This window comes from Marinobacter sp. EN3 (genome assembly GCF_000475315.1).
Taxonomy (GTDB): Bacteria; Pseudomonadota; Gammaproteobacteria; order Pseudomonadales; family Oleiphilaceae; genus Marinobacter; species Marinobacter nauticus.
On record NZ_AXCC01000014.1, the window covers coordinates 1 to 25519 of the forward strand.

The 25519-nt window shown below is 56.9% G+C and carries 29 protein-coding genes; 17 read left to right on the plus strand and 12 right to left on the minus strand.

Annotation, left to right across the window (positions count from 1 at the left end; genetic code table 11):
* A partial coding sequence (locus tag Q675_RS0119105; protein ID WP_031211150.1) for a contractile injection system protein, VgrG/Pvc8 family occupies positions 1-387 on the minus strand: 387 nt, incomplete at its 3' end.
* A gap of 198 nt (positions 388-585) precedes the next feature.
* Here Q675_RS0119105 and Q675_RS24560 point away from each other — a divergent pair.
* The 6 genes from Q675_RS24560 to Q675_RS24585 all read left to right on the plus strand — a co-directional run bounded on the left by Q675_RS24560 (position 586) and on the right by Q675_RS24585 (position 5122).
* Positions 586-1014, plus strand: a complete 429-nt coding sequence (locus Q675_RS24560; RefSeq protein WP_022992924.1) for an SRPBCC family protein — start codon at positions 586-588, stop codon at positions 1012-1014.
* Positions 1015-1186: 172 nt separating this feature from the next.
* Positions 1187-1987 (plus strand): MBL fold metallo-hydrolase, encoded by an 801-nt coding sequence (locus Q675_RS24565; RefSeq protein WP_011785623.1) that lies wholly within the window; start codon positions 1187-1189, stop codon positions 1985-1987.
* Positions 1988-2108: 121 nt separating this feature from the next.
* Positions 2109-2834, plus strand: coding sequence for a YebC/PmpR family DNA-binding transcriptional regulator (locus Q675_RS24570; RefSeq protein ID WP_022992925.1), 726 nt, complete (start codon positions 2109-2111; stop codon positions 2832-2834).
* A 53-nt stretch (positions 2835-2887) separates the two neighbouring features.
* Positions 2888-3619: a glutamine amidotransferase gene (locus tag Q675_RS24575; protein WP_022992926.1), complete on the plus strand. Its 732-nt coding sequence runs from the start codon at positions 2888-2890 to the stop codon at positions 3617-3619.
* A gap of 96 nt (positions 3620-3715) precedes the next feature.
* Positions 3716-4117: a PA2779 family protein gene (locus Q675_RS24580; RefSeq protein ID WP_023010839.1), complete on the plus strand. Its 402-nt coding sequence runs from the start codon at positions 3716-3718 to the stop codon at positions 4115-4117.
* A gap of 6 nt (positions 4118-4123) precedes the next feature.
* Positions 4124-5122 carry a PA2778 family cysteine peptidase gene (locus Q675_RS24585; RefSeq protein WP_023010840.1) on the plus strand — a complete coding sequence of 333 codons (999 nt, stop codon included), beginning with the start codon at positions 4124-4126 and terminating at the stop codon, positions 5120-5122.
* A gap of 7 nt (positions 5123-5129) precedes the next feature.
* Here Q675_RS24585 and Q675_RS24590 read toward each other — a convergent pair whose 3' ends face one another.
* Positions 5130-5669 (minus strand): class I SAM-dependent methyltransferase, encoded by a 540-nt coding sequence (locus tag Q675_RS24590; protein ID WP_022992929.1) that lies wholly within the window; start codon positions 5667-5669, stop codon positions 5130-5132.
* Between the two features lie 328 nt (positions 5670-5997).
* On the opposite strand from Q675_RS24590, the gene Q675_RS24595 reads away from it, so the two are divergent.
* From Q675_RS24595 to Q675_RS24605, 3 genes are all read left to right on the plus strand, one after another.
* On the plus strand, positions 5998-7020 hold the full coding sequence (locus Q675_RS24595; RefSeq protein ID WP_023010841.1) for a helix-turn-helix transcriptional regulator: 1023 nt from the start codon (positions 5998-6000) through the stop codon (positions 7018-7020).
* A gap of 243 nt (positions 7021-7263) precedes the next feature.
* Positions 7264-9078 carry a choice-of-anchor D domain-containing protein gene (locus Q675_RS24600; RefSeq protein WP_023010842.1) on the plus strand — a complete coding sequence of 605 codons (1815 nt, stop codon included), beginning with the start codon at positions 7264-7266 and terminating at the stop codon, positions 9076-9078.
* Positions 9079-9176: 98 nt separating this feature from the next.
* Positions 9177-10037 carry a DUF6160 family protein gene (locus Q675_RS24605; RefSeq protein ID WP_011785631.1) on the plus strand — a complete coding sequence of 287 codons (861 nt, stop codon included), beginning with the start codon at positions 9177-9179 and terminating at the stop codon, positions 10035-10037.
* A 25-nt stretch (positions 10038-10062) separates the two neighbouring features.
* On the opposite strand, the gene Q675_RS24610 is transcribed toward Q675_RS24605, so the two are convergent.
* Positions 10063-11058, minus strand: coding sequence for a CobW family GTP-binding protein (locus tag Q675_RS24610; protein WP_023010843.1), 996 nt, complete (start codon positions 11056-11058; stop codon positions 10063-10065).
* 73 nt (positions 11059-11131) lie between these two features.
* Between Q675_RS24610 and thpR the strand changes: the two genes are divergently transcribed.
* A complete protein-coding gene (thpR, locus tag Q675_RS24615; protein ID WP_022992934.1) occupies positions 11132-11668 on the plus strand; it encodes an RNA 2',3'-cyclic phosphodiesterase in 537 nt (178 codons plus the stop codon).
* 4 nt (positions 11669-11672) lie between these two features.
* Here thpR and Q675_RS24620 read toward each other — a convergent pair whose 3' ends face one another.
* On the minus strand, positions 11673-11897 hold the full coding sequence (locus tag Q675_RS24620) for a DUF2007 domain-containing protein (protein WP_011785634.1): 225 nt from the start codon (positions 11895-11897) through the stop codon (positions 11673-11675).
* Positions 11898-11978: 81 nt separating this feature from the next.
* On the opposite strand from Q675_RS24620, the gene Q675_RS24625 reads away from it, so the two are divergent.
* Positions 11979-13028, plus strand: a complete 1050-nt coding sequence (locus tag Q675_RS24625; RefSeq protein ID WP_022992935.1) for an alpha/beta hydrolase — start codon at positions 11979-11981, stop codon at positions 13026-13028.
* A 16-nt stretch (positions 13029-13044) separates the two neighbouring features.
* Here the strand turns inward: Q675_RS24625 and Q675_RS24630 are convergent, their stop codons facing one another.
* From Q675_RS24630 to Q675_RS24640, 3 genes are all read right to left on the minus strand, one after another.
* Positions 13045-13521, minus strand: a complete 477-nt coding sequence (locus Q675_RS24630; RefSeq protein ID WP_022992936.1) for a DUF4442 domain-containing protein — start codon at positions 13519-13521, stop codon at positions 13045-13047.
* A 120-nt stretch (positions 13522-13641) separates the two neighbouring features.
* Positions 13642-14223 (minus strand): CPBP family intramembrane glutamic endopeptidase, encoded by a 582-nt coding sequence (locus Q675_RS24635; protein WP_022992937.1) that lies wholly within the window; start codon positions 14221-14223, stop codon positions 13642-13644.
* A gap of 3 nt (positions 14224-14226) precedes the next feature.
* Complete coding sequence (locus tag Q675_RS24640; protein ID WP_023010844.1) at positions 14227-15081, minus strand: crotonase/enoyl-CoA hydratase family protein; 855 nt, start codon at positions 15079-15081, stop codon at positions 14227-14229.
* Between the two features lie 71 nt (positions 15082-15152).
* Here Q675_RS24640 and Q675_RS24645 point away from each other — a divergent pair, with 71 nt between their 5' ends.
* Entirely contained in the window at positions 15153-16124 is a 972-nt protein-coding gene (locus Q675_RS24645) for a ribonuclease Z (RefSeq protein WP_022992938.1), read from the plus strand.
* On the opposite strand, the gene Q675_RS24650 is transcribed toward Q675_RS24645, so the two are convergent.
* Positions 16125-16448 carry an antibiotic biosynthesis monooxygenase family protein gene (locus Q675_RS24650; protein ID WP_022992939.1) on the minus strand — a complete coding sequence of 108 codons (324 nt, stop codon included), beginning with the start codon at positions 16446-16448 and terminating at the stop codon, positions 16125-16127.
* 85 nt (positions 16449-16533) lie between these two features.
* Between Q675_RS24650 and Q675_RS24655 the strand changes: the two genes are divergently transcribed.
* Both Q675_RS24655 and Q675_RS24660 read left to right on the plus strand, forming a co-directional pair.
* Positions 16534-16953 carry a universal stress protein gene (locus tag Q675_RS24655; RefSeq protein WP_023010845.1) on the plus strand — a complete coding sequence of 140 codons (420 nt, stop codon included), beginning with the start codon at positions 16534-16536 and terminating at the stop codon, positions 16951-16953.
* A 42-nt stretch (positions 16954-16995) separates the two neighbouring features.
* Positions 16996-17829, plus strand: coding sequence for a zinc-dependent peptidase (locus Q675_RS24660; RefSeq protein ID WP_023010846.1), 834 nt, complete (start codon positions 16996-16998; stop codon positions 17827-17829).
* Positions 17830-17832: 3 nt separating this feature from the next.
* On the opposite strand, the gene Q675_RS24665 is transcribed toward Q675_RS24660, so the two are convergent.
* Complete coding sequence (locus Q675_RS24665) at positions 17833-18066, minus strand: hypothetical protein (protein ID WP_023007969.1); 234 nt, start codon at positions 18064-18066, stop codon at positions 17833-17835.
* 24 nt (positions 18067-18090) lie between these two features.
* Here Q675_RS24665 and Q675_RS24670 point away from each other — a divergent pair, with 24 nt between their 5' ends.
* Positions 18091-20283, plus strand: coding sequence for an OsmC domain/YcaO domain-containing protein (locus Q675_RS24670; RefSeq protein WP_023010847.1), 2193 nt, complete (start codon positions 18091-18093; stop codon positions 20281-20283).
* Here Q675_RS24670 and Q675_RS24675 read toward each other — a convergent pair.
* Entirely contained in the window at positions 20280-21173 is an 894-nt protein-coding gene (locus Q675_RS24675) for a diacylglycerol/lipid kinase family protein (RefSeq protein ID WP_014420826.1), read from the minus strand. The genes Q675_RS24670 and Q675_RS24675 overlap by 4 nt on opposite strands.
* An 82-nt stretch (positions 21174-21255) precedes the next feature.
* Here Q675_RS24675 and Q675_RS24680 point away from each other — a divergent pair, with 82 nt between their 5' ends.
* On the plus strand, positions 21256-21534 hold the full coding sequence (locus tag Q675_RS24680; protein WP_014420825.1) for a SelT/SelW/SelH family protein: 279 nt from the start codon (positions 21256-21258) through the stop codon (positions 21532-21534).
* Between the two features lie 141 nt (positions 21535-21675).
* Positions 21676-22419: a class I SAM-dependent DNA methyltransferase gene (locus Q675_RS24685; RefSeq protein WP_011785650.1), complete on the plus strand. Its 744-nt coding sequence runs from the start codon at positions 21676-21678 to the stop codon at positions 22417-22419.
* Between the two features lie 32 nt (positions 22420-22451).
* On the opposite strand, the gene Q675_RS24690 is transcribed toward Q675_RS24685, so the two are convergent.
* Both Q675_RS24690 and Q675_RS24695 read right to left on the minus strand, forming a co-directional pair.
* Positions 22452-22955 (minus strand): copper chaperone PCu(A)C, encoded by a 504-nt coding sequence (locus tag Q675_RS24690; RefSeq protein WP_022992942.1) that lies wholly within the window; start codon positions 22953-22955, stop codon positions 22452-22454.
* A gap of 66 nt (positions 22956-23021) precedes the next feature.
* A complete protein-coding gene (locus Q675_RS24695) occupies positions 23022-25328 on the minus strand; it encodes a putative bifunctional diguanylate cyclase/phosphodiesterase (RefSeq protein WP_022992943.1) in 2307 nt (768 codons plus the stop codon).
* Between the last annotated feature and the right edge of the window lie 191 nt (positions 25329-25519).

A 25519-nucleotide genomic window follows, 5' to 3' on the forward strand; every position in this document is an offset into this window, starting at 1 on the left:
GCCCCGCTCTTCGAGCAGGGTACGCACGATGGCGTCGGTGGCCTGGGTCTGGAAGATGCGGCTGTTGTGCATCAGGCCCAGGCGCCATAACGGCGGCTGTATGACCACTTCGTAGCGGGTACGGCGGTGGCCGGTGTCGCCCCGCATAAATTCGTTCACCACGCCGGTAAACCGGCGCAGGGGCTGGCCGTCCTGCCACACCACCAAGTCTACCGGTTGTTCCAGTACATCGGCGGCGGCCACATCCGGGTCGGTGCTGGCCAGTTGCAACCGGCCATGGAACAGATCAGACAGCCGTTCGGTCAGCGCGAAGCCGACAACGACAAAGTGATCCGAGGGGAATTCGCCTACACGGGCGGTGAACTGCAATCCGCTTGCCTGGGGCATGACTTCGATCCCTGAAGATTATGTTGAACTGACTCATCCTGAGCAGCCCCGATTATAACCACCAGCCTCCGGAATACCAACCAACAAACCGATGGCCTGTTTTAACCAGTTCTCAGTGATGAAAACCCGCGCCTGCGACTTTTGTTGAACCCGGTGAACGGTTAACCTTGAACACCGTCTAACAACAAGAGCAGCACCATGGCACAGTACACCATTGAAATTGATGAAACTTTCGATGTCCCCAGGCGCAAGGCTTTTGCCGTTTTTGCCGACCACCACCGCTTCGGCAAACTGGTCGGGGCACCGGTCAAGCGCATCAAGGACAGCGACCAGGCAGACCCCAACGGCATTGGCTCGGTTCGCAAGATCGGCATTGGCCCGCTGTCTCTTGAGGAAACCGTACTCGGTTTTGAACCCGACTCTCTGATTGAATACACCATCAGCAGCATCAGCCCTTTGCGTAATCACCTGGGACGTATTCTGTTCTCCGATGCAGGCGAAGGAAGAACCCGTATTCAGTACTCCATCCGTTTTGAGGATATTGTTCCGTTTACCGGCAAAGCGGTTCAGGTCGCGCTGGAAAAGGGATTACGCCGTGGTATCAAACGCCTGCCGTCAATGGCGTAAGCCTGTGGGAGCGCAGGCAACAATCGGTAACTTGATGAATATCAGATAATTGACCTGAGGCAACAATTTATATTTGTCAATTCTGTACTCTCCCGCGCAGTTTGCAATATCCGGCCATCGGGCTATAAGTGTGCCTGAAGCCGAAGACCCTACTGCTTTGCGGGAGACAGAAATGGCGGCAGCACCGATTGTTCTCTTCGACAACGGACACCACAAGTGCCTGATGTTCGATTCCCTGGTCACTGGCGAAGGCGTTCAGTCCAACCAGTTCCTGATTGTTGATGGCAAACACGAAGCCCTGATCGACCCCGGCGGAGATCTGACCTACACCCCACTCTCCGTCGCCGCGTCCAAGTACATGAACATCCGCGATATGGACTATGTCTTCGCGTCCCACCAGGACCCGGACATCATCGGCGCCATCGACCGCTGGATTGTTCACACCCGGGCAAAAATCGTTACCTCAAAGCTGTGGGCGCGCTTCTTGCCGCACCTGGTGTCCAGCTACGTCACCAACCAGCTCAGCGGCAGCGTCTACGACCGCATCGTCAGTATTCCTGACGGCGGCGCCAATGTGAGGTTCGGGGAGACTTATCTGCAGTGCCTGCCGGCGCATTTCATGCACTCGGTCGGTAACCTTCAATTCTACGATCCGGTCTCAAAAATCCTGTTCTCAGGTGACCTCGGCGCGTCCATGGGCGGAGAAGACGACCACCAGCCGGTGAAAGATTTCGACAAACACATCCCGAACATGATCGGCTTCCACCGCCGTTACATTGCTTCCAAGAAAGTCTGTCGTCTTTGGGCCAACATGGTTCGAGACATGGACGTGTCGATGATCGTGCCCCAGCATGGCAAGCGCTTTGAAGGCCCGGTGATGATTGATCGCTTCCTTAACTGGGTCAGCGATATGGATTGTGGCATTGATCTGGTATCCCAGGACAACTATCGCCAGCCGGTGGAATACGTGTAACAACCCGGTTCCGCAGGGACGCGGAACCACCTCCTGCCAAAAAGCTGCGAAATCAGGCCTGTTGCAATCCGCTCAGGTTCAGTAAAATCCGCCTTTTCACTGAACCCTAGAGGCAGCGAATATGGGCAGAGCCTACCAAAACCGCAAAGAATCCATGGCCAAAACGGCCGCCGCGAAAACCAAGGTTTACAGCAAGTACGGCCGCGAGATCTACATGGCCGCCAAGGCTGGTGGCATCGACCCGCAAGCCAACCTTTCCCTGCGCGGGCTGATCGAGCGGGCCAAGAAAGACCAGGTGCCCACCCACGTTATTGAAAAAGCCATCGACAAAGCCAAGGGTGGTGCAGGCGAAGACTATGCGCCGGCCCGCTACGAAGGCTACGGCCCGGGCAACTGCATGGTCATCGTGGACTGCCTGACCGACAACCCGAACCGCACCTTTGGCGATGTTCGCCTGGCCTTCACCAAAACCAAGTGCAAGATCGGCACCCCGGGCGCCGTGGCCCACATGTTTGATCACTGCGCCATCTTTGCATTTGCCGGCCAGGATGAAGAAGCCGTACTGGAAGCCCTGATGGAAGCCGACGTGGACGTTACCGACATCGAAAGCGAAGACGGCAAAATCACGGTATTCACCCCGAACACCGAATACGCCAAAGCCAAACAGGCTCTGGAAGCCGCGTTTGAAGGCATTGAGTTCGATGTGGACGAGATCCAGTTCCTGCCAAAAACCACCACCGTGGTAGAAGGCGACGACATCCCGATGCTCGAGAAATTCCTCGACATGCTGAACGATCTGGACGACGTACAGAACGTATTCCACAACGCAGAACTGCCGCAGGAATAACCTCTGCCGGCAAAGAGTAGTCACAGCGGCGCGACAGGGCGGAGGCAGCAGGCGTGGAAAAGCCAAAGGTTATTATCCTGAAAACAGGCTCAACCTACCCGCAGATACGGGATCAGTTTGGTGATTTCGACGCCTGGTTCCTCCGCAACCTCAACGGTGATCTTGACGTTACCGTGCTGGATGCCGTGCAAACGCCACCTGCGTCTGCTCCCAGCGACTGGGCGGGCATCGTCATTACCGGCTCGCCGGCAATGGTCAGCGACAAAGCGCCCTGGAGCGAAGAAACCGCCCGCTGGATAAAACAGGCGGTCGAGGCCAAGGTTCCACTTCTCGGAGTCTGCTATGGCCACCAGTTGCTGGCCCACGCTATGGGTGGCAAGGCAGACTACCATCCGAAAGGCCGCGAGACCGGCACGCACACCGTGCGATTGCTCGACAGCGCCAGTTCAGACCCCCTGTTCAGTCAGTTGCCGGCAGAATTCCCCGCCCACCTGACCCACAAGCAATCAGCACTTGAGCTCCCTCCGGGCGCTGTACTGCTGGCCAATTCGGCCTTCGAGCCGCACCAGGCGTTCCGGGTTGGCGAACATGCCTGGGGCGTGCAGTTTCATCCGGAATTCACCGAAGCCATCATGAAAGCCTACCTCGAAGTCCAATTTCCGGACATCGTCGCCGAAGGCCTGGACGCCCAGAGCCTGCTGCAGGGTGTGCGTCCTGCCCCTGATGCCAATCACTTGCTGAAGCTTTTCGCTGAGTACCTGAACGCCCGCGCCATGACCAAATAGTCATGGAACCTGGGCGGCTGTGTGAACGTTTTGTATGTTGAATGAGTACAGATCGCTATCTACTGTACTGGAATACAACAGAGAAAGGAGCCTCACATGAACGGTATCAGAAAGCACTTAAGAAAGTTCTCACTGACGATGGCCATACTCCTCGCGTTTGCGACCACCTTCTCCATGTCCGCCAACGCAGGCATGGTGGGTACCGGTGAGTTGATCCAGCAGCAACAGGTGGATCTGGACCGGCAACAGTTGCTGGAAATGCTTGAAGATCAGGACGTGAAGGCAAAACTTCAGCAACTGGGCGTGACAGAAGCCCAGGTTGCGGAGCGCATCCAGAATCTGACGCCGGCCGAACTGGCCGAGTTCGAGCAACAACTGGCCGAAGCACCAACCGGCGAGGGGGTTGTCGGCATCATTGTTCTGTTCCTGGTGGTATTCATCATAACCGATATGCTCTGCGCGACGGATCTGTTCCCCTTCGTGAAATGCATTCGCTGATTTGTAATGCTGAAAGCGAGCAGGTTTCCTGAACACACCACGGCCGTCATTCTGGCGGCCGTCATTCTGCTTGCGGGGTGCGCATCCACCCCGGACTGGCCAGATACCACGCCCCGTAGCGCTGAATCATCAAGCTCTGCCACACTGCTTGAGAGTGTTCCCTTCTATCCGCAAGAAAAATACCAGTGCGGTCCGGCATCGCTGGCCATGATGCTGAACGCACAGGGGCTGGAGACCAATCCGGATATACTGAAAGAACTGGTCTACCTGCCGGGCAAGGAAGGCTCCCTGCAAGTGGAAATGGTTGCGGGTGCGCGGTCCCACGATATGCTGGTATACCGTTTACCACCAGAGCCCGAGGCAGTTCTCGCCGAGGTTGAAGCTGGCAATCCCGTTCTGATCATGCAGAACCTGCGCCTGGGCTGGTGGCCTCAGTGGCATTTCGCCGTGGTAGTCGGTTACGACACCGAGAAGCAAGTCTTGATTCTGAACACGGACACCCGGCGCCATTATGAAATGCCGTATAAAGTGTTTTACAACACGTGGGCCAAGGCAGACCACTGGGCTACCGTCATTCTGCCACCGGATCGGATACCCTCCACCGGTGAAATGCTTCCATACCTCCGGGCGGCCCACGATCTTGAAACAACAGGCCATACTCTCGCAGCTCAGCGGGCCTACGAAACGGCAATAACAAAGTGGCAAGAGCAGCCAACACCACTCATGGCAAAAGCCAATCTCCAGTACCAGCTAGGGCGTCATCAGAAGGCCGCTGACGGTTTCCTGAAAGTCATCAACAAATTCCCGGAGTTCGCTGAAGGCTGGAACAACCTCGCTATCGCACTGAACGATGCAGGGTGCCCGGCTCAGGCTCGAAAGGCCTCGGCTTGTGCGGCCACGCTTGCACCGGACCGGTTTGAGTCAGCCGGCGATGACATCCTGTCCAAAGGGGGAAATCCGGAGGGATGCCCGGCGATCCCCGCCTGTCCATCAGAAACGGATTAACAACCGGTCAAACCGGTTTCCTCAGTAATACAACATCTTTCGCCGGTATCTCAAGATCCCAGCCGTAGTTCTGCGCCAGCCAGTCAAAGGTGTACTCCCGGTAGAACACCACATGCGTCGGGTCACGCCGGTAGTGCCAGTTGTCAAACCGATCGTCGTCGGTCTGAAAACAGGTCATGATGCCAAGCAAGCCGCCAGGCCGTAACAGGCGATCCAGCATTTGGAACACCTCGGCCGGCTGGTAAAGGTGTTCGACGACTTCCGTGCAGGTGACAAAGTCATACCGCTGCGTCAACAGCCGGTCGTCGGGATAGAAGAACGGATCGTAAAGAGCCACCGCCAACCCGGCCTCTTCCAGCATCTTCGCTAATGCCGGACCGGGCCCGCAGCCAAAATCCAGGCCGCAGGCGCCAGGTTCCATACGTGCCAGCAAGGGCTCCGCGAGTTTGGTGAGAAACCGCCGGTAACCCGGGTCAGACTCGCTATTCTCGTGCAACTCGTAAACGGCCCGCTCCCGGTCCTCCGCCAAACGACACTCCGGGGCCATGACCGTTGCCTGACACAAACCGCAACGAAGATAGCGCTGATCTCCAATCGTCCGAAAAGGCGCCAACTGCCCGGTTTGGCAAACCGGGCAGTGCGATTGAAGACATTCCTTAGGCTCCGGCTTTTCAATCATGCACTTTCAACCTGACAAAAGTTTCATTGTCATATCCGGCCATGTGGCAGGTTTGTGACCGGCTACGTAAAAGCCCCCCTTTCCCGCTGCCTATACTGCCGCAGAGTAGAGAGGAGCCGGATAGTACCTCTTGAATGATACCAACAGAACAATTCAAGGCTAAGTGCCAGGAAGCCCCCGGCTCAGAGACCGGAACATGGAAACGTCATCTGAACTTGCACTGGAAGTGCCGATCGTCTCGGCTCGCTATGCCCGCCGTTTTGTCCGTTTTATGGAACATCGCGGTGTAAAGCGGCATACCATTCTTGCCAATACCGGCATCACCGACGAAATGCTGAATAACCCGGACGCCAGCTTGTCCATGCATCAGGTCATGGATTTGCTGCGACAGGCGGATTGGCTGATGACCGACGAACGCGCGGCGTTCGAATTTGGCCAACAACTAGACCTGCCCAGTCACGGCCTTCTCGGGTTCGCCATGTTGGGTCAGGAAAATCCGCGACGCCTGGTGAGCATGATCGTCCAATACCTGCGCGTAGGCCTGCCATTGATGGACATGGAACTGGAATCGACCGGCTCCACATTCCGCATCCGGCTGATCGATACCTGGGGCGTGGAGGACTTGAGACCCTGCCTGACCAAAATCTATATGGGCAGCATTCACCGTATCTCCTGCCAGGTTTGCAGCAACTTCAACTTCCAGTTTGATTTTCCGTCGTCTGCCTCGCTGGATGACTGGCAACTCCTGGCCCCCGGGTGCGAGTTCGAGTTCGAGGCACCGGTTGCTCAGGTAACCATGCCGTTGAAAGGCTCACCAGCCCCCAAAAGTGAGGCTAACCTGGAGTTTCTGGTAGCCCGTACCCGATGCCATCGAAAACCCGGCAATCTGGAAGCCGACGAGACCGCGATGCAGGTTCGCGAACTGATCATGAGCCAGCCCGGCCGCCCCTGCACCACCGAAAACATTGCGCGGCGCCTGGATATCAGCCCGCGCACCCTGCGCCAGCATCTTGCCAGCGCCGGCACATCATTCAGGGAATTACGGAACGAAATTCGCGAAAGCTTCGCCACCCTTTATCTGAAAGACACCAACGTACCGTTGGAGTCCATCTCCGAAAAACTGGGGTTCAGTGACCAGGCCGGTTTTACCAAAGCCTATCGATCCTGGACGGGCACAACCCCCGGCGACGTTCGGCGGCAAGCCCGCTCAAAAAAGTGAACACAGCTCACTTTTCGTTTTGACACCGTTCACGGTTTAGACAATCCCTTCGCCTCTCTCCGCTTTGAACAAAAACGGTGCCGCGACAAGCAATGACCCGCGGCACCCTCTCCCCGTCTAATAACGCTGCACTCATACGTGAACACGTATGGCAAAGGGATCTTTGCAAGTCCGATTGAGCAGTCCTTATCGGTGTTGTCTGCAACCCACTACAACAAATAACGACGTACAGAGGACGAACTCATGAAACTCAGGAACCTCAATACGAGTGTCCGCAAGCTCGGCCCCGCGATTGCCGCGGCGGCTTTGATGGCGGGGGGCGCAGGTAATGCGTCTGCCGAGCAGGTTTCCCTGGAACTGGCCTTTGAATGCCCGTTCCCACTGATCGGCACCCAACCCATTCGCGCCCAGATCAGCGCCGACATACCGCCGGTCGCTACCGTTGGACAACCCACACCGCAGTTTCAGGTTGACGCCATTACCGTCGTTAATGACGACGCGCGCACTGGCCTGAAGCTGGTCAATTCCGAGACCCTCGAGGGGGTTGCCACCAGCATCAACGAAATCGTGACGGTCAACCGCACGTTTGACCAGATCGTAAAGCTGGACATTCCGCCAACCAACATTCCGTCCGAGACCGGAGAGTTTAACGTTCCCGCTGCAGGCACGGCTCCCGAGGTACTGTTCACCGATGAGGATATCGGTGAGGCTGAGATTCGCGTCGGCGCCCTGTCCCTGGATCTGATTGCTCGCACCGCCAATGGTGACATAGCCCCGGCGCCCATCGGCGAGATCACCACAGACTGCGTGCAGCTGCCAGACCAGGACAACCTGCTCCAGACCGTTCTCGTCGAAGGCGATACGGTTGAGGCGCCCCGCATTAATGTCGGCGTTGAGGAGCTGGCCTTTGGCAACGTTCAGGCCGGCCTGACCGCTACGCAAACCGTTACCATCTCCAACACCGGCAATTCGGATCTGGGCATCAATGGCATCTCCATTGGTGGCACAGATTCCACAGTGTTCACACAAACCAATAGCTGTACCACCATTGCACCCAGTGCCTCCTGTGATGTCGACGTAACGTTCGCACCGTCCACGGAAGGAACCCGCAACGCTACTCTGATCATCCAGTCTACCGACGCCGAAACACCGTCTGTGGACGTTGGGCTGACCGGCCGTGGAGTCCTGGCACCGGTTCCCGAAATCGGCGTCAATCCGGAGTCCATCGACCTTGGCCGGATACTCCTCGGTGAATCCGCCAGTGCGGAAGTGACCGTATCCAACAGTGGCAACGCTGCTCTGCAGATCGACAGCATTGCACTGGAAGGCGCGAACGCGGCCGACTTCACCCAGTCGACAGACTGCACCACCGTCGCGGCCGGCGAGAGCTGCGCTGTTCAGATAGCCTTTACCGCAGCCTCGGTAGGCGTGAGCAACGCCAACCTGGTGATCCGTTCCAGCGATTCCGAGAATCCGGAGATCCAGGTTCCGGTCACTGCCGAAGCGTATGAGCAGACCGGAAATCCGACCCTGGAACTGCTGCTGGGCCTGGAAGGCTCAACCCTGATCAAGGCTACCGGCGGCACACTGCCCCTGACCGGCAGCATTGCCACACTCCTTGATCTCGCATCCGGCACGTTCGAAGCCGACCTGGATGTTGAGCCAACCTCTGGCAACTTCTCCATCAAACTGCTGTTCAGCAAGATTCATGCATCTGCAAACGTCGAGTTTGAACAGGCTGAAGTAACCACCGGTTCTCTGGTCGACGGCAAGCTGACGGCGAACTCTCACCTGTACGTGAAGGTGCCCAAGGTTGCCATCAAACTGTTCGGCCTGCCGGTGAAGATTGGTGGTGGCGAAGAGTGCCAGACCAGCCAGCCAGTTGATATCCAGCTCACTTCCGTTGAAGGCTCCAACTTCTCGCCTGCCACCGGCGGCACGGTAAGCGGTGTCTATGAGCTGCCGGCACTGGAGAACTGCGGCTTGCTCACAAGCTTGCTGAATCAGTTCATGACAGGCCCGGGCAACACCATCGATCTGGAGCTGACTCCAGAGTAGTAAGAACTTCCGGCAATGCCGGAGGCGGGTCCATGGCCAGCGCGGCTGGCCGTGGACCTCATACGCAGTAAAAACAAAATCAAAAAAGGAACAATGCAATGAAAAGCCTGAAAAGAAATCTGCTAGCACTGGCTATCATCGGCGCGCCGTTTGCCGCGCAGGCAGAACTTAAACCAATCGACGATGCTCAGATGGGCAGCATCACCGGTCAGGCCGGTGTCACCATCGAGCTCGAAACCAAAGTAAACATTGGTGAATTCAGATATACCGATGAAGGCTCTCTCGCCATCAAGGACATCAGCATCGGCGGTGCTGGCGCCGGCTATGAAGATGAGATGTTCAAAGACATCGAGATTGGCAGAAGCCTGGCCTTCAAGGATTACACCGACCTGATCGACAATATCAAGATCGAGATCGACGTTGCCGCGGATGGCGACGCCATCATCAACGTACTGCCAATCACCGCAGCTCCTATCGATTTTGGCGTGACAACCGGTGAATGGAGCCTGCAGGGCAACACAGACTCCACGCTGCTGGCAAGCAACTTTTCAATGAGGGGTATCTTCAACAAGGTCGGCATCACGGTGGATACCGCGACCGACAAGCTGACCCTGGACACAAAGGTCGGTATTTCCGATCTGGATATCGATGTCGACTTCCTCGCGATCGGTATTCGTGACCTGCAGCTCACCAAGAATACCTATCTCGAAAAGGTTGCTGACAAAGCAACTGGCGGCAATGGCCCGACCATTCTGGATGCCGCCGCGGATATCGTTGTGGAGGTCTATAAAGACCAACGCTTCGGCAGCTCGGACGATTCCCTGGCGATTGATCTGCAGCAGTTTGACGCAGACATGAAGATTGGCCAGGTTCTGGTGGGCGGAACCAGCATCGGTTCCCTGACACTGGACAACCTCTCTGTGCAGAACACCCGCATGAGAATCTACGGTCACCAGTAATGCACCGAGGGCCCGTTCCGGGCCCTCACTCTGCCAACCCGGCGGCGCGTTTCATTTCCAGATCCAGATCGTTCTCTGCCAAAGGCTCTGAACTGATCAATTCAATCCGCGATTGTTCTCCCGGCTCACAGGGCTGAACGGTCAACGCACCTTCCACCTGATTGATCACTCGCCAGCCATCCAGGGTATGCACAACGGCCTTGAACCGCACCAGACGTTCATCCATCGCCGTTGCCAGTAGAGACGCCTCCGAGAATTGAATTTCCGGGTGGATGCGCCAACCCAGACTGTAATGCCCCTGACCACGGTTGGTCATCCGCTGCCAGGGCTGATCGTCCAGAGACGGTGCCGGGGGGCGAAGATCAAGCGCAGCCCGCTGTTGATGAGCATCCGGGCTGGATACCGGCTGACGCTCCATCTCACCGTCCAGCCACTCGGGCGCCAAATGTCCCTGGCTTGTCGTGTAAACGGCACGCTTCGTCAGGGGCAGTGTGGCAACCCAGTCTTCAAACGCCGAGAGTTGCTGTGCCGTGCAAAGATCCGATTTGTTGGCGACCAGAATATCGGCAGCTTCGATCTGATCCCGGAACTGCACATTCTCAAGCACTTTCGAGTTCTCGAGTTTGCGTGGATCCACCAGAGTAATCACCGGCCCCAACGCCAGGACATCCTGATAATGCTCTCCAGTCAGGGTATCGAGAATCTGGGACGGATGGCCCAGGCCCGTGGGCTCAATCAGCAAACGATCCGGCTTGGCTCTGGCAATCAGCTGATTCAGGCCGATCTGCATGGGCAGCCCCGCGACGCAGCACATGCAGCCACCTGGCACCTCGCGCACCACCGCTCCCTCGGTTTCCAGGATGGCGCCATCAATACCCACCTCGCCAAACTCGTTCACCAACACCGCCCAGGTTTCACCCTCCGGCTTCTGGCGCAGCAGGTCCAGAATGGCAGTGGTTTTGCCAACGCCAAGAAACCCCAGAATCAGGTTGGTGGGAATCGGTCGGGAAATGCTGGACATAATTCGGGCCTCAAAAACGTTATACTATAACAACATTGACCAGACCGGGCTACGCCCGACTAAGGAGGAGTTAATGCCAAGACTGTTCTTCGGGCTGGAAATTCCTGAGTCGATCAAGACCAGCGTCTTAACGGTAAAAACTGACATTAAAGGTGCCCGCTGGCAAAGCGAAGCCCAGCTTCACCTAACCCTGGCGTTTCTGGGAGAGGTGGAGAGCGAACAGGTTACCCAGGCTCGGGATAACGCCAGAAAGGTGGCCCATACGCCTTTTGAGCTGGAAGCCGCCGGGCTGGGTTGCTTCGGCAAGGAGGAGAGCCCGAAAATCCTATGGGCGGGGGTCTCCCCCGAGGCAGAACTGAGGGGACTGCAACGCACCCTTGCCCAAAGGCTCATCAACGACGGCTTCACTCTGCAGAATCCTTCATTCAAACCTCACATCACACTGAGCCGCTTTCGGGCTGGCGCGGGCTCGGTGGCCGAGCTGATCGAGCGTTATCGGAGCACCCGGTTTGGCAGTTGGTCGGTTCAGGAGTTTGCGCTGTTTGAAAGTACTCCAGGCCAGAGCGGCTCTGTCTATACCGTGCTGGAACGCTATCCGTTAAACGCCTGAAGCTTCAGGATTGCTCAAGTCGGTTTGCCTCGTAGTCCTCAATCAAGGCTCTGGCGAGAACCCAGTCCTCGTCAGCCACATGCACGTTGGTAAAGCCGGCAGCGCCGATTTCGCCCAGTGCACCCTGCAGGTAATGCCCGCCAACGTGCGCCTCTATGTGATTGGCCCTCAGCAGGCCAGCTATGATGTGAGCTTCGGTAATATCCCGGGCCCGATAGGCTATTTGCAAAACGGCGCACTCCTATATGCTTAACGCTGTTTCGACTATAGTCGTCCACATGCCCTGTGTCTCGCGCCCCAAGGATTGTCCATGCTCTGGTTTCTGCTCGCTGTCGTTACTCTTGTTGTCCTGATCACACTGCTGATCTTCCGGGTAAAGGATCTTTCCGAGTACGACGGCCAGGACTGGGTTATCAAGGAAGTTGCTCCAAACCCGGCTCATGATGAGGTCATCGAACGCATCAAGGACATGGGGCGCGCCTCCCGCGGACTGAAGGGCAAAGCCCGGCTGATCGCCCTCCGCAACCATCTGGACAGCCTGGGTGAAGGCGTGGATATCGAATCGGACATCCGGCATCAGGATCATCCACGTGGCGAATGGATATTGGCGCCCGGGGCCGATTCCCGCCGACGTGTGCTCTATATTCACGGCGGTGCCTGGGCTGCTGGCAGCCCTCGCAGTCACCGGGCGATTACCGACCGTTTTTCCCGGATTGCCAATGCTGCCGTTTTTGCGGTTGATTACCGGCTCATGCCCGAACACCGGTTCATGGATGGCATTCGGGACTGCCGCCAGGCCTATGCATGGCTGCTGAATCATGGCCCGGACGGCGAAGCGCCCGTCGACTTTATGGTGGTTGCCGGAGACTCGGCGGGCGGCAGCCATACCCTGTCACTGCTGGCGTGGATTCGCGACAATGGCCTGCGGCAGGCCGATGCCGCCGTTGCCCTGTCACCCTCCACGGATCTCACGCTGACGGCGCCTAGCAATCGCGAGAATATTCGCACGGACCCACTCCTGGGCCCGGTGTTTGGTGGTTTGTCCAAAATCCCGCTGCCCGTGTTGTGGTGGGGAACACTTGCCGCGTTCAGACTCTCTCCCACCAACCCGGTTGCATCACCTCTGCGGGGTGAGCTTAACAAGCTGCCACCCGTGCTTATCCACGCAAGCACCACGGAAATGCTGCTGGACAACGCCACGCGTTACGCCGCCAAGGCAAAAGCCCAGGGTTCACCGGTGGAGCTTCACACCTGGCAGAACATGGTGCATGTATGGCACATCTTCACGCCACTGCTGCCTGAGGCAGACGAGGCATTCGACGACATCGCGGCTTTTCTGAAGAAAGTGGAACAACCTTAGTGGGCTGGTGCCGGCATTACTCTGCCGGCTTTCGCCTGACGTACAGCACCTTATGGACTCGGGCAACGACCGTTCCTGCCTCGTCCACAACGTCGACATACCACTCCGGCAGGTACTTGTCGCCATCAGCGGTGGCTTCGCGTATTTCCTCGAGACGCGCATCGGTCAGCTCGAAGCGGGCCTTTACCACGCCCTTGCCGGGGCGGATAAAATCAATACTCGCGGACTTGTCCCACACGATGTAATCGTTGCCCAGTCGGCGCATCAGTAACAGCATATACATTGGGTCAACCATGCTGTAGAGAGATCCGCCGAAGTGCGTGCCCACGTAGTTGGTGTTGTACCAGTGCTGACGCATTTCCACCGTTGCAGAGCTGAAGTCATCAGCAATGTGAGTGACTTTAATACCTGCCCCCAGGTAAGGGGCGAAAGTAGAGAGCACTCTGCGCAGGGCGCCGGCACTGGCAAACCAGCGGCGAATGGTTGAATTCATAGGAACATCCAAACGGTTGAGAATCAGCCTGAAAACTGTGTAGCTGGCTATCCTCTTACAGCCACACTGCATTTTCAACGAAAATTCATACGACCGTTTGAATTATTTAGACTGGAAACATCAAGGTTTCACATTGAACCACTGGGGATAGTTCAGCAGGCAGTACAGTGCGAGCATGTCATAAACCGCATGCCAGACCATCACCATGGGCAAGCTGCCCCATACCAGGTAAGCGCCACCAAGAATCAGGCCCAGACACGTCGCTACCAGAAAATAGGTAAACGACACATAGTGCACCAACCCGAACAACACAGAGGCCGCCAGTAAGGCTGTCCAGGGCCCGGTGTGCTGCATTAGCCAGCCCTGCACTGCACCACGAAACAACAGTTCTTCCCCCACCCCGGCGAGCAGGCACAAGGTCAGCAATACCGGCCAGCGATAACTCGCCGCGAAACGGTAAAGGGCCTGCATTTGCGAACCAAGATCATCAGGGAACAGCCAGGAGAGCTGAGTCAGCAGCAATAGCACAAGGTAGGTGGTGCCAGCGCCCAGGATCCCATACAGCAGGATTTCCAGCAGATTCAGGCCGTTCAGCATTAACGGAATATCGAACAGCCAGATCGCGATCCAGCCTACCAAACCAATACCGCCCTGAAACAACAGGGCGGCGGTGATGGATAGTTTGGCGCGACCTTGGGCCATAACTCAGTTTTCGAACAGGCCCTTGACCGGGAACAGATCGTCGTAGGCGGGCGCCTGCTTCTGGGCCTTGGCCTGGAAGGATTTCATCATGTCCGTAGGGCGGAACATGCCGGACTGCCATGTGGCCATGTAGCGGAGGCTGTCTTCTACGCTGTGATCGCGGCTGAAGTTGATCATTTCTTTACAGCCGGTCACCGCCAGCGGCGAATTGGCAGCGATCTGGGCGGCAATGGACATCACGCCCTCAAGCATCGCTTCCTGAGTCTCGTATACCGAGTTCACGAAACCCAGGCGATGGGCTTCTTCAGCACCGAATTTGCGGCCCGTATAAGCCAGCTCACACACCACGCCCTCAGGCATCAGTTTAGGCAGCCGCTGCAGCGTGCCCACATCAGCTGTCATGCCCAGCTCGGTTTCCTTGATTGTGAAATAGGCATCGGAGGTGCAATACCGGCTGTCAGCAGCGCACACCAGGTCCAGAGCCCCACCAATACAGCCCCCGTGCACGGCAGCCAGCACCGGCAGACGTACTTTCTCCAGAGAGCTCAGAGTATCCTGCAGCTGCAGTACGACTCTTCGCAGGTTCTCCGCCATACGGCCAGGGTCACCACTCATGGGCACGGATTTCGGATCCGAGAACACGCCCAGATCCATGCCTGCGGAAAAGTGCTTTCCGGTCGAGGAGATCACAATCACCCGGGCATCGGTATTAGCTTCAATGTCCTGAACGCAGCGCGGCAGCTCCAGCCAGAATGCCTTGTTCATGGTATTCAGCGCCTCGGGGCGACTGAACTGAACGTGGGCGATGTGGTCTTTTACTTCAATATTGAAACTTTCGTAGTTGGCGAGTTCAGACATGATGGATCCCGTATCATCTGAGAGCATGGTTTCGTATTATTAGGGTGCACATTACCGCGAAACGAGGCACGATGGAATTCACTTTCCTTGGCACATCGGCCGGAACACCAACCCGGTCACGCAACGTCACCGGCCTGGCGCTTTGCCTGTCGGGGCCCAAACCCTGGTATCTGGTGGACTGCGGTGAAGGCACCCAGCACCAGCTGATGCGCACACGGTATTCGGTGATGCAGTTGCGCGCCATTTTCATCACCCACATCCATGGTGACCACATCTTCGGGCTACCGGGCTTGCTTACCAGCGCTTCCATGCTGGGTCGCACCGAGCCTCTGGACATCATTGCGCCGCCACAGGTACGCCGGTTTATCGATGCGGTCATCGAAAACAGTGACTCCAGCCTGAGTTATCCGTTGAACTTCATCAACTCGGAAGCTCCGGGTTTTTACTGGCAGGATGACCATTTGGGTGTTACCAACGTGGCGCTTTCACACCGGGTACCTTGCCGGGCCTACGTATTCACAGAGCGCAACCTGGAACGTCAGCTGCAAAAGGAGAAACTGGTTGCTGATGGCATAGAGCCTGGCCCTCAATGGGGTGACCTGCAGAAAGGCAAAGATGTTCTACTGGATGATGGGCGCCTGCTGCGTAGCGACGATTACACTCACATTCCCAGAACCGCGCGAAAAATCATTGTCGGCGGTGACAACGACACCCCGGAACTGCTGAAAAATGCCTGCCAAGGCACCCACGTCTTGATTCACGAGGCCACCTACACCCAGGATGTCGCAGACCGGGTTGGCCCCTGGCCCCAACACAGCTCGGCGCAGCAGGTGGCCCGGTTCGCACAGGCAACGAAGCTGCCCAATCTGGTACTCACCCACTTCAGCTCCCGCTACCAATCGGCCCCGGGTGGCACACCGCACATCAATCAGCTCGCCGCCGAGGCGTTGCAGCATTACACGGGCCACCTTTTCCTGGCCCGGGATTTTGACACCTACCGTCTGGAGAAAGACTTCCAGCTACACAAAGTTGATCACAGCTAATCAGTCGCTATTCTGGCCTGGCGGCAGTACCACCCATTCAGGGTCTTCAAATTCACCCAAAGGCCGAATCTCAACAAACGGAGCGGCGCTTTTAATGATCTCCGCGATCCTCGGGTCCTTCCGGGCATCCATGGCATCGCGGTCGGCCTTGCTGTCCCAGCTGGCGATAGCGATCAACTTGTTCGGCTCACCAATCTTTCGGTGTAGTTCGGTACCACGGGCACCGGGCGCCTGCTGAATCAGCTCACTGGCCCGGACCCAGGCATCGGCATACTCCTCGGCAGAGTGCCCGTCTTTCACCGTGACCTCGAAAATATACTTCATCGCATCCTCCCGATTTGCAGCATCCTGAGGTCATGGTCCAGACTTGAAGAGTACAGATCAAATTCTGACCACAGGAGACGGACGCATGTATCAGAAAATACTGGTTCCCGTCGATCTTGCCCATCTCGACAAGATACCCAAAACCCTGAACACCGCCATCGACATGGCCAAACACTACCAGGCCAGCCTGTGCTACGTGACAGTCACCAACAGTACCCCGGGAGCCGCGGCCCACAACCCGAAGGAACTGGCCGACAAACTCACGGAGTTTGCCGAGGAACAGGGCAAGAGCCACGGCATTCAGACCGAATCCAGGGTGCTGGAATCGGTCGATACCGCCGTTGAGCTGGATAAAATACTACTGGGCGCGATCAAGGATACCAAGGCCGATCTGGTAATCATGGCCTCCCATGCACCGGGCCTCGGCGACACCTGGCACCTTCTGCGCTCTAACGGGGCAGAAATCGTCAAACACAGCGACATTTCGGTTTTCGTGGTTCGCTGAAGCTTGCGGTAGACTGGCCGGACATTCACAGGGAAGTTACCAATGTCCGCACCGCTTGTTTTTGCTGTTATCGCCAGTGCCCTGATTGGCGGCTCGCTGTTCTATTTGTTTTTCTACCGCAACTGGCGACGCCGGCGCGAACTGCAACAACCGTTCCCTGCACTCTGGAGGCACCACCTTCAGGAAAATGTGCCGCTCTATAATTGGCTCTCCGACAGCCACAAAACCCGGCTGGAGAATCTGGTTCAGCTCTTTATCTCGGAGAAGGAATTCTACGAATGTGCCGGTTTTGAAATCGATGATCGGGTGCGAGTGACCATTGCCGGCCATGCTTGCCTTTTGCTGCTTGAACGCGGGTTTTACGAATACGATGACGTTAAAAGCATCCTGGTCTATCCCGATATTTACCGGGTACAGGACACCGAAAGCGATGGCCTCGTGGTCAGCACCAGTGACGAAACCCGGGCCGGAGAGGCCTGGTCCCACGGCCGGGTGATTCTGGCCTGGAGCCAGTGTGAACAAGCCATCGCCAATCCTCATGGTCCGCACAACGTGATTCTCCATGAATTCGCCCATCAGCTGGACTACCTGGATGGCACTGCAGACGGCGCACCACCACTGAGTGGCGATGAGGCGGCGCGCTGGCAGGAAACCATGACCGAAGCCTGGGACCACCTGCAGCACAGGCTGGAACACCACCACAAACCCTGGCTTGATCCCTACGGCGCCACCGAACCAGCCGAGTTTTTCGCGGTGCTGACCGAGGCCTTCTATCAACAACCGCAGCACTTGAAGCGTGAACAACCTGACGTCTACGCTGCCCTGTGCCGATTTTACCGGATCGAACCGGAGCACATGCGTGCCTGCCAGTTTTGATGATCAGCCGCCTGGGCCGTTTCCCTTGACGCCAAGACGATCCAGGTAAAGATGCAGCTCTTCCTCGCTGATATTCACGTATTCCAGTACCCGGCCATAGAGCATCACGGTAGGTACATTGCGCCCGCCTAACTCCTTCTGGGTTTCGCTCAGGACGTAAAGTATCGTCCGTTCCGTTTTTGTGAGACCATCCCGCGCATCGGGGATTACCTCGTCTACTCCGCGTAAACTGCTCATATTTCTGAATCCGGTAAGCTGCCCATGGAAATCAAAGTCAATTATCTCGACAACCTGAGGCTTGAGGCCAAGTTTGACGATTTTACCGTCGTCTCAGACCAGCCCGTCCGCTACAAAGGCGATGGCTCGGCGCCCGGCCCGTTTGACTACTTCCTGGCCTCATCTGCCATGTGCGCGGCTTACTTCGTAAAGGTTTACTGCAACGCCCGGGATATTCCCACAGATAACATCCGCCTGTCGCAGAACAACATTGTAGACCCGGAAAACCGCTACAAGCAGATTTTCAAGATTCAGGTGGAACTGCCGGAAGACATTTCCGACAAGGATCGCCAGGGCATCCTCCGCTCCATCGACCGCTGCACCGTCAAAAAGGTGGTGCAAACCGGCCCGGAGTTCCAGATTGAAGTGGTGGAAAACCTGGACGAAGACGCCCAGGCCCTGCTCACCGCAGCCCCGGGCGGCGACGGCAACACCTATATCGAGGGCAAGGATCTGCCCCTGGAGCAGACCATTGCCAACATGACCGGCATCCTCTCGGATCTCGGCATGAAGATCGAGATTGCCTCCTGGCGCAACATCGTGCCCCACGTGTGGTCTCTGCACGTGCGCGACACCGCGGCCCACATGTGCTTCACCAACGGCAAGGGTGCCACCAAGGAAGCCGCCCTGTGTTCGGCCCTGGGTGAGTTTATCGAGCGGCTGAACTGCAACTTCTTCTACAACGACCAGTACTTCGGCCAGGACATCGCGAACAGCGAGTTCGTGCACTACCCGAACGAGAAATGGTTCCAGCCCGGCCCGGAAGGCGAGCTGCCGGACGGCATTCTGGATGACTACTGCCAGGAGATTTTCAATCCGGACGGCGAACTACTGGGCACGCACCTGTTCGACACCAACTCGGGCACGCCCGAGCGTGGTATCTGCAGCATTCCGTATGTGCGTCAGTCAGACGGAGAGACAGTTTACTTCCCCTCCAACCTGATCGAGAACCTGTACCTGAGCAACGGCATGAGCGCCGGTAATACCCTGCAGGAAGCGCAGGTACAGTGCCTGTCAGAAATCTTCGAACGGGCAGTCAAGAAAGAGATCATTGAGAACGAAATCGCCCTGCCGGATGTTCCCGAGAGCGTGTTGGCCAAGTACCCGGAGATTGTCGAAGGTATCAAGGCCCTGGAAGAACAGGGCTTTCCGGTACTGGTGAAAGATGCCTCCCTGGGCGGTCAGTTTCCGGTGATGTGCGTCACCCTGATGAACCCCAAAACAGGCGGTGTGTTTGCTTCCTTCGGTGCACACCCCAGCTTCCACGTTGCCCTGGAACGCAGTCTGACCGAGCTGCTGCAGGGTCGCAGCTTTGAAGGTCTGAACGACCTGCCGGCGCCCACCTTCAACTCCATGGCGGTGACCGAGCCCAATAACTACGTTGAACACTTTATCGATTCCAGCGGCGTGGTGTCCTGGCGCTTCTTCAGCGCCAAATCCGACTACGATTTTGTGGAATGGGATTTCTCCGGCAGCAACGAAGAAGAAGCCGACACCCTGTTCGGCATCCTCGCGGACATGGGCAAGGAATGCTACATGGCAGTGTTCGAAGACCTCGGCGCGCCGGTCTGCCGAATCCTGGTGCCGGGCTATTCCGAGGTGTATCCGGTGGAAGACCTGGTGTGGGACAACACCAACATGGCCCTGGAATTCCGCGAAGACATCCTCAACCTGCACCGTTTGAGTGAAGACGAACTGGCCAATCTGGTACAGCGCCTGGAAGAGGCCGAGCTGGATGTGTACATGACCATCGTCACCCTCACCGGCATCGAATTCGATGAAAACACCGTGTGGGGCCAGCTCACCATTCTGGAACTGAAACTGCTGATCTACCTGGCATTGGGCGAGCTTGAAGAGGCCCAGGAGCTGGTGGAGATGTTCCTGCAATTCAATGACAACACCGTTGAGCGCGGCCTATTCTATCAGGCCATGAACGCGGCTCTGGAAGCCACGTTGAACGAAGAACTGGAACTGGACGACTACCTGTACAACTTCCGCCGGATGTTTGGTGACGAGGTAATGGATGCCGTAGTGGGCTCGATTAACGGTACGGTCCGCTTCTTTGGCCTGGAAGAAACCGGCATGGACCTGCGCGGTCTGGACCGGCACCTGAAGATGATCGAGAGCTACAAGAAGCTGCACGCGGCCAGGGCCCGCAAAGCCGGGCTGTCAGCCTAACCGGCGGGCGCCGGCTCGCCGGTGTGGATCACCCGCTTGCCGATCACCCGGATAGCCTCAGGCCGGCAGGTTGCGCGAAACGGGGTCTTGCCGGCCACGTCGCCATCCACCGTTACCGTCTTGGCGCGGGTGGTTTCTACGTGGCACCACTTGCCCTTGATCTGGATCACGGTGCTGGTCCGGCGCGGCGTCTTGCGGTTCAGGCGCACCATCAAAAATGCAAGTAACAGCTGCGGCAACGGGCGCGGTTTAACGGCAATGACATCCAGCAAACCATCGTTCGCAGAGGCCTCCGGTATTTCATGGCCGCCACCGAAATAGGCCCCCGTGGCAACGGCAATCGATAGCCAACGACCACCCAGATTAGAACGATCAGTACGTATATGGGCGTGGAATCCCCGCTGGGCGCCCAGTTGTCGGAACAGTGTGGCCATGTAACTGAACTTTCCAAGAAACCTTTTGGTGGGTGAACTGGCCTGGCGTGAAGGCAAAGTGCCCAGGCCAATGTGGGCCACGTTGAGATAGATGCGGTCATCAAACTCCGCCACATCAATCATCTCGGTGCTACCGTCCGCCACCAGACGGGCCACCTCTGCCGGTTCAGACGGAATACCCAGGTTGCGAGCAAAATCATTAGCGGTTCCCGAGGGAAGAACCGCGAGAGTCGCGCCGGTGCGCAGGCAAAGACCGGCCACACCGTTCACAGTGCCATCCCCACCCGCGGCCAACAGTACGTCGTTGCCAGTCACCAGGCGCAGCCACTGTTCAGCCTCATCCAGCCTGCACTCGGTTACGTTCTCGATGCCCTGCTCGCGCAGATAGGGCAACCAGAAATCCGCATCCCGGCAGCCATCACCGGAACCGGGGCTATCCACCAGCCAATACGCCATACCATTCCCTCTGGAGAAAGAAACTGTCCCCTTCATTTGATAGCATGGCTGATCGATTTCTTCATGCAGGAAGCATTACCGTATGGCAACGCGCATTACTCTCCATTACTGCACCGGCTGTAACTGGATGCTGAGATCCGCCTGGATGGCGCAGGAACTGCTGACCACCTTCGACGGCATGGTCGACGAGCTCACCTTGAAACCCGGCTCCGGCGGCATCTTTGAAGTCTGGGTAAACGATACCCGAATCTGGTCCCGTAAGGAGCAAGGGGGCTTCCCGGATATCAAGCAACTGAAACAGCTGGTGCGGGATCAGATTGCCCCGGAGCACTCACTGGGGCACTCAGACAAGCCGGTGTAGTACATCTACGAGGGTGGCTACCCGCTCCCGCACCTTTTCGCTACCATACGCCACCCTCAAAACGCCCGCCCGCTGCGCCATGCCCGTCTGCAGCTGCTGTTCGCCAGAGGTGATCCAGTTGATTTCTGCAGAGGCTTTCCCTTGTCCATCAACGCCTTATATACCGACTTGTCGGGCTACTACGATCTGATGTGTGCCGATATCGATTACCCGGCCCAGAGTCTCGGGATACAGCGGTTACATCAGCTATTTGGCAATGGCGGCAGGCGTCATCTGGATCTGGCCTGTGGCACCGGGCCGCACATCCGGCATTTCCTGAACCTCGGTTACCAGTGCGAAGGGCTGGATATTAATCAGCCCATGCTGGATGTAGCCGAGGAGCGTTGCCCGGAAGCCGTCTTCAGTGTTCGGGATATGTGCGAATTCCGGTTTGATAGTCCATTTGATCTGATTACCTGCTTCCTGTACTCCATTCATTACAGCGATGGTATCGAGAAGCTTCAGGGCTGTATCGAAAGCGCCCACCAGGCGTTATCAGCCAACGGATTGTTCTGTTTCAATGCCGTAGACAAGACCCGAATCAACAACAACCTGTATGTCAGCCACTCCGCCCGGCACGATGGCAGTGAGTTTACCTTTCGGTCTGGCTGGCATTACGTCGGCAGTGGTGAACGGCAGTCGCTCCGGCTTAGCATTGATCGCACCACCAATGGCATCAGTGAATCCTGGCAGGATGAGCACCCCATGGTGGCACTGAGCTTCCGGGAGCTGGCCACCCTGTTACAGCCCTGGTTCGACGTGACCATCTTCGAGCACGACTACGAACGCATCGTGCCCTGGGATGGCGAATCCGGAAACGCACTGTTTGTCTGCGTAAAGCGTTGAGCGTTACCGGATTTCGCTGAGAAGAATAGTGGTTAGTGCTTCATGCCGGCGTGGTCGTTCATCGCCGGGGCACCGTCAAGGGGGCGCACCATCAGTTCGATATTCAGGTCTTCCGCGCCATCAAAATCCAGTCTTACCGGAATTCTCTCGCCCTCAACCAGCGGCTCAGGCAGCCTTTCAAGCATCAGGTGATAACTGTGCGGCTTTAACTCCACGGTTTTGCCGGCGGGTATGAGAAGACCACCATCTACCGGCTGCATACGCATGACCCCCTCATGCATGGAAGTTTCGTGAATCGAAACGTTGCCGGCTCTAGGGGTTTCTGCGCCCACCAGGGTGATGGCCTGTTCACTGTGGTTGGTGATCGCCATATAGCCCACGCCCATGGGGGTACCCGGCGGTGTTGGCCGGCTCCAGGGGTGATTGATCTGTATCGGATGGCTCTGGTGGTCGTTACCGTGTGCGTGATCGGCGGCAAATGTGGCCGGGGCGACCAGGGCTGCGCCCAATGCCAGAGCAATCATGGATTGTTTCATTCGGCGTTCCTTGTTTTCTGACAAATGTCACTACTGTAGCGGCCGGCCGCGACCACTTCAAAGCCATCAGGAGCGACGAATGGTCGCAGGGGTATTGTCCGTGTTTGCCGTGTCAGTGAGCACCTGACGAACGTCCGCCATGGGCACCGGCCGGCTGAAATAGTAACCCTGGAAGCGCAGGCAGCCCATTTTGATCAAGGCCTGGGCCTGAGCCTGCTCTTCTACACCCTCAGCGATCAGACTCATGTTGTGGCTGCGGGCGATGGCGACGATGCTGCGCACCATATTGGCGGCTTTTTCATCTTCAACAATACCGTCCACAAAGCTTTTGTCGATTTTAAGCTCATCCAGAGGTAACTGGCGCAACAAGCTGAGGGAAGAATAGCCGGTTCCGAAATCATCCATGGCCAGGCGTATACCGTGGCTTCTCAGGTTGCAGATGGTTTGCAGCACCTGATCGAAATTGCCCATGAACAGCGTTTCGGTAATCTCCAGAACCAGAGAGGACGGCGAGACATCGTGGGTTTTCAGGGCGTTGAGTACTGTATCCACGAAGCCTGGCTGGCAGAACTGAATCACTGAGATGTTGATGGCCAGATCCAGCGGCTGTTGCACCTTGTCTATCAGTTGCCGGAATTCCCTCAGGCTGGTGTCCAGCACGAAGTTACCCAGAGGAATCATCAGACCGCTTTTCTCGGCCACATCCACGAATTCTGCCGGCGAAACGAATCCCAACTCTTCATCCTGCCAGCGCACCAAAGCCTCCAGACCAATGGTATCGCCTGCATCGTTCACCTGCGGTTGGTACACCATATAGAGAGCATGAGAGGCCAGGCCATAGCGCAGCCTCTGTTCCACGTTCAGCCGCCGTAGATAAGCGGTTTCCATTTCTGCCTTGTAGACGCAGACGGCATTCCGGCTTTGTTTGGCCTCATACAACGCCAGGTGGGCACTACGAATCAGCTTGCTGAGGGAGTCTCCGTCTTCGGGGTACCGGGCCACCCCGACACTCGCGCCCACCTGGAGACGAAGCCGGCCCACTTCGAAGATTTGGGCCAGATCTTCTACCAGCGCCCGGCAAGCATCGGTCAACGAGGGGATGTTGGTATTGGGGGTAACGATGGCGAATTCATCGCTCCCGAGCCTCGCCAGATCGTCGTGTCGTTCCGCCAACCGCTCAAGTCTTCGCCCGAATTCCACCAGGGTGTGATCCCCGTACTCCAGCCCAAAGCGGTCATTGATACCACTGAAGTTATCAATGTTGATCACCACCAGACTGAACGGCCTCGCCTGAGAAAGTCTGCCTTCCAATCGGTCCAGGAGCCCTGCGCGGTTTAACAGGCCGGTGAGATCGTCGTGTCGAGCCCGGTACAGTAACTCTTCCCGACGCTCTCCCTCGGCACGATCAATAACCCGGAACAACAGGTAGAGCAACCAGGCACCCAGTACAAAGCCAATCACGTAGGGTACGAGGGTTCCCATAAAATCGCGGTAAAGAGGGGCAAAACGCGTCTCGGACACTGTCCAGATCTGATACCGAGAGTCGAAGGTGGCGGCTGTCAGATAATCTCGCTGGTCGCGGGTCATATGAAAAGAAACCGCCTCCGGACTGGCCATGATATCCGCCATGGTCTTTCCGGTTCCCTCCTCGAATTCACGACGCTGTGCGCTCAAACGCTCCTCGTTGATCTGCGAGGCAGAATATCGCTCAGGCGTTGCGCCCTCTCGCGACATAAACTGGACGTATTTGTCTGCCTCCCGAAACAGGATGACACTGTCCTCGGGACCATCGTGCAGATCCTGCCCAAGAACTGAACCTTCGGCACCAATCTCCAGTCCGGCGGTCATTACTGCAACCACAGAACCATCGTCCGCTCGCAAGGCCTTTCGTATCGGGATTAACCAGGCACCAAGCGCATCCATATAATAAGTACGCCCTACCACCATCACATCCGACTCAAGGGCTTGCCTGAAACCTTCTGCGGTACTGGGGTTCTCCAGGAGATTGGGCAGGCGGCTGGTGTCCATATTGGTGCTGATACGAACCAGCGTGCCGTCCGGGCGGGCGAGGCCAAAACCAACGAGGGCCGGGTTAACCGAAAGGATACTGTCCAATAAAGGCATTTCCCTCCGCTCTTCCAGCGGTTCGCCACTGTCGAGGAGTTCGCGCCCAACGACATCAAGCACCAGCTCCTGAGTCCGGAACAGACTGTGAACGGATTGGGATATGAGCTCAGCTCTGGACAATTGATGCGCAGTTTCATCAGACAGGGTCTCCTGCCAGCGCTGCTGGAGAGACACCCCTAAAAGCGCAACGCCGACGATTACGATCAGAAAATACAGCGTCCAGATATTGCGTTTCAGAGCCGCCAAGTAGTCAGTCCATTTGTCCCGGTGAATGGGTTAATTTCGCTAACCATGATTATAGGATGACGTTGCAAATACGCACCCTGTTTTGACACAACCTTACCAAAAAAGATGATGCCAAAAGGAACTTTGCCGTCGTTATCCAGACAATCTGTTCATCTGGCGTTCATGCCGGATAGGGTTTACTGAGGCTAGAA